Origin of the sequence: Streptomyces sp. NPDC005752 (assembly GCF_040630715.1) — a bacterium.
Classification (GTDB): Bacteria; Actinomycetota; Actinomycetes; order Streptomycetales; family Streptomycetaceae; genus Streptomyces.
In genome coordinates this window covers 1-4,172 of the sequence record NZ_JBEXYB010000085.1, presented here as the reverse complement: position 1 = coordinate 4,172, position 4,172 = coordinate 1, and the positions used below count along the sequence as shown (strand labels likewise).

Genomic DNA, 4,172 nt, shown 5'->3' with positions numbered 1-4,172 from the left:
GTTCGTTCCGGGCAGGATGAGGTCTCGACGCTGACGCGGGCGCTGGCTCATCTGTACACCCGGGGCACGGCTGTGGTCTGGCCCACGCTGACGCCCACCGCCTTGGTGGACCTGCCCACATACGCCTTCGACCGCCGGCGTTACTGGCTGGACGCCGCGCAGGACCTGGAGCAGGCGCCGGGCTCGGCGGTGGACGACGCGTTCTGGTCCGCCGTCGAAGGCGAGGACGTGGAGGGTCTGGCTCACACGCTCGGTGTCGACGCGGACGACCGGCGGGCCCCGCTGCGGGAGTTGATGCCGATGCTGTCGGACTGGCGCCGGCGGTCCCGGGAGCGTTCGGTCCTGGACGACCTGCGCTACGGGGTCACGTGGCAGTCGGTCACCGAGCCCGTAGCCCTGCCGACCGGTACCTGGCTGGTGGTCACGGCGGGCGGCCCCGCCGCCGACGCCTGTGCCGATGCCCTGGCGCGACAGGGTGTGGACGTCGTGAGGGCGGACGTCACCCCCGGGAAGCCGGTCGTCGATCCTCTGCGCGATGCCCTCCCGGACAAACCCCTGCGGGGCGTTCTGTCGCTGCTGTCGCTGACCGACGCACCGGATACGTCCCTGATTCTGGCCTCGTCCTTCGCCCTGGTGCGGGCACTGGGTGACCTCGACGTCAAGGCGCCCCTGTGGTGCGCCACCCAGGGCGCGGTCGCCGTCGGGGCCGATCGGGAGATCCGTCCCGATCAGGCGCGGATCTGGGGCTTCGGCAGGGTCGTCGCCCTGGAGCACTCCGACCGGTGGGGAGGGCTGGTCGACCTGCCGGCCGACCTCGATCACCTTGCCCTCACCCGGCTGTGCGCAGTTCTGGCAGGCGCCACGGGGGAGGATCAGGTGGCGGTCCGGACCAGGGGCCTGCTGGCCCGCCGGCTGACCCGGGTGCCACAGCCCGCAGGGTCGGTCGATACCCGGTGGACGCCGAGGGGCGCGGTCCTCGTCACCGGCGGCACCGGCGCACTGGGCGCGCACGTTGCTCGCTGGCTGGCGGGGGCCGGGGCCGAGCACCTGGTGCTGACCAGCCGCCGGGGCTCGACAGCTCCGGAAGCCGCCGCGCTGGAGGCCGAACTCACCCGCCTCGGAGCCGAGGTGACGATCGCCGCCTGCGACGTCGCGGACCGGGACGCACTGGTCGCCCTCGTCGACGGACTCGCCGCCACCGGTGTCGAGATCCGCGCAGTGGTGCACACGGCGGGTATCTCGCAGTCCAGCCCGATCAGCGAGACCGGCCCCGAGCAACTGGCCGCGATCAGCGGCGGAAAGTCCGATGGCGCCCGGAACCTCGACGAGGTCTTCGCCGACGTCGACCTCGACGCCTTCATCCTGTTCTCCTCGACCGCGGGTGTCTGGGGCGGCGCCGGCCAGAGCGTCTACGGCGCGGCCAACGCCTACCTGGACGCGCTGGCCGTGCGACGCCGGTTGCAGGGCCGGACGGCGACCTCGGTCGCGTGGGGACCGTGGGGCGGTGGCGGCATGGCCGCACGGGACGACGCCGAGGCACAGCTCCGCCGGCGCGGAGTACGCTCTCTCGCCCCGGAGTCCGCACTCGCCCTGCTCCAGCAGGCACTCGACCACGACGAGTCCTTCCTCACCGTGGCGGACATCGACTGGGAACGCTTCACGCTGTCGTTCACCTCGGGGCGGCCGAGCACCCTGCTCGACCAGATCCCGGAGGTCCGGCAGTCGCAGGCGGCCGTCAAGTCCGACACGGAAACGGTGTCGCGGCTGGACGATCAGCTCGCCGGGCTCTCCGGGGCCGAGCGGCAGCACGCACTGGTCGAGGTGGTCCGTACCCATGCGGCGGTCGTGCTCGGGCACCCCGACGCGGACGGGATAGCTGCGGACAAACCCTTCCGTGACCTGGGCTTCGACTCGCTGGCCGCCGTCGAGTTCCGCAACCGGCTCAACGGGGCCACCGGACTGCTGCTGCCCGCGACGTCGATCTTCGACTATCCGACGCCACGCGAACTCGCCGCACACCTGAGGGCTGCCTGGGACGTGGACGAGGTCACCGAAAACTCGGTCCTCGCCGAGATCGACAGGCTGGAGAGCCGGCTCGTGGCGGTCGCGGCCGGTGTGGGTGACACCGCGCACCCGGGCATCGCGGCCCGGCTGGACGCCCTGGTCGCCCGATGGGGCACCGGAACCGGTGAGGCTGCCGGCGCCGCCGGGACGGCCGAACACATTCAGTCCGCGACGCGGGATGAGGTCTTCGACTTCATCGACAACGAGCTCGGAATCTGAATCGCCCGCAGGGCGCTCCGCGCCCGCGGGTGCGAGCGGTGAAAGAGCAGACGATGGCGATAGACGCGGATGGGATCGATCATGGGTGACGAAGACAAGACTCTCGACTACCTCAAGCGGGTCACCGCTGACCTGCACAAAGTCCGCGGGCGGCTGCGCGAGGTCGAGGACGCCGAACGGGAGCCCATCGCCATCGTGGGGATGAGCTGCCGCTTCCCCGGAGGCGCTGCCTCTCCTGAGGACCTGTGGCGGATGCTGGCCGCCGGAGCCGATACCGCCTCCTCGTTCCCCACCGACAGGGGATGGGACCTGGCCACGCTGTTCGACTCCGATCCTGACGGGTCGGGTACGTCGGCCACCCGGTCGGGATCCTTCCTCTACGACGCCGACGAGTTCGACCCGGAGTTCTTCGGTATCTCGCCGCGCGAGGCCTTAGCGATGGACCCCCAGCAGCGGCTCCTGCTGGAGACCTCCTGGGAGGTCTTCGAGCGGGCCGGTATCGACCCGCTCTCGATCCGCGGCAGCCGGACAGGCGTGTTCGTCGGCACCAACGGTCAGGACTACGCCAACCTGCTGCTCGGCCAGCCGCAGCAGCAGGTGGAGGGCTACGTAGGGATAGGCAACGCCGCGAGTGTCGCGTCCGGCCGGATCGCCTACACCCTCGGGCTGGAGGGGCCGGCGATCACGGTGGACACGGCGTGCTCGTCCTCGCTGGTCGCCCTGCACCTGGCTGCGCAGGCGCTCCGGAAGGGGGAGTGCACCATGGCGCTCGCCGGCGGTGTGACGGTCATGGCGACACCCAGCATGTTCACCGAGTTCAGCAAGCAACAGGGGCTCGCGCTCGACGGCCGGTGCAAGGCCTTCGCAGCCGGTGCGGACGGCACCGCCTGGGGCGAGGGCGTGGGAGTGCTGTTGGTGGAGCGGTTGTCGGATGCGGTGCGCAAGGGGCACCGGGTGCTGGCTGTGGTGCGGGGTTCGGCGGTGAATCAGGATGGTGCGTCGAACGGTCTGACGGCGCCGAACGGTCCGTCGCAGCAGCGGGTGATCCGCCAGGCGCTGGCCAATGCGGGCGTTGCGTCGTCCGAGGTGGACGTCGTGGAGGCGCACGGCACGGGCACCTCCCTCGGCGACCCGATCGAGGCGCAGGCCCTGCTGGCCACCTACGGGCAGGACCGCCCCGAAGGCCGGTCTCTCCTCCTGGGGTCGGTGAAGTCCAACGTCGGCCACACGGCGGCTGCGGCAGGTGTCGCGGGGATCATCAAGATGGTGATGGCGATGCGGAACGGTGTGGTGCCGTCGACGTTGCATGTGGATGAGCCGACTCCGCATGTGGACTGGTCCAAGGGTGCTGTGGAGCTGGTGACGGAGGCCCGCCCGTGGCCGGAGACCGGCCGGCCCCGCCGGGCGGGAGTGTCGGCCTTCGGCGTGAGTGGCACGAACGCTCATGTGGTGATCGAAGAGGCGCCGGTTGTGGTGGAGGAGCCGGTGGTGGGGGTGTCGGCTGTGCCGGTGGTGGGTGGTGTGGTGCCGTGGGTGGTGTCGGGTCGGTCGGGTGCGGGTTTGCGTGGGCAGGCTGGGCGGTTGCGTGAGTTGGTGGCTGGTTCGGATGTGTCCGCGGGTGTGGTGGGCTGGTCGTTGGTGTCGTCGCGGGCGGCGTTGGAGCATCGTGCGGTGGTGGTGGCTGGGGAGCGGGAGGAGTTTTTGCGGGGTCTGGCGGGTGTGGTGTCGGGTGAGGGGGCGGTGAATACGGTGTCGGGGGTGGTGACGCCGGGTCGTTCGGTGGCTTTCCTGTTTTCGGGTCAGGGGTCGCAGCGGTTGGGTATGGGGCGTGGGTTGATGGTGTTGCCTGGGTTTGGTGAGGTGTTTGATGAGGTGTGTGGTGCGTTTGA

At 70.7% G+C, this 4,172-nt stretch carries 2 protein-coding genes; both read left to right on the top strand.

Features of this window, described 5'->3' with window-relative positions; all coding sequences use genetic code 11:
• On the top strand, window positions 1-2,283 hold a 2,283-nt coding region (locus ABZ441_RS33410), incomplete at its 5' end, for an SDR family NAD(P)-dependent oxidoreductase (protein WP_358981155.1).
• Window positions 2,284-2,364: 81 nt separating this feature from the next.
• Window positions 2,365-4,172 (top strand): beta-ketoacyl synthase N-terminal-like domain-containing protein (locus ABZ441_RS33405; RefSeq protein WP_358981152.1); only part of this gene is annotated, 1,808 nt, incomplete at its 3' end.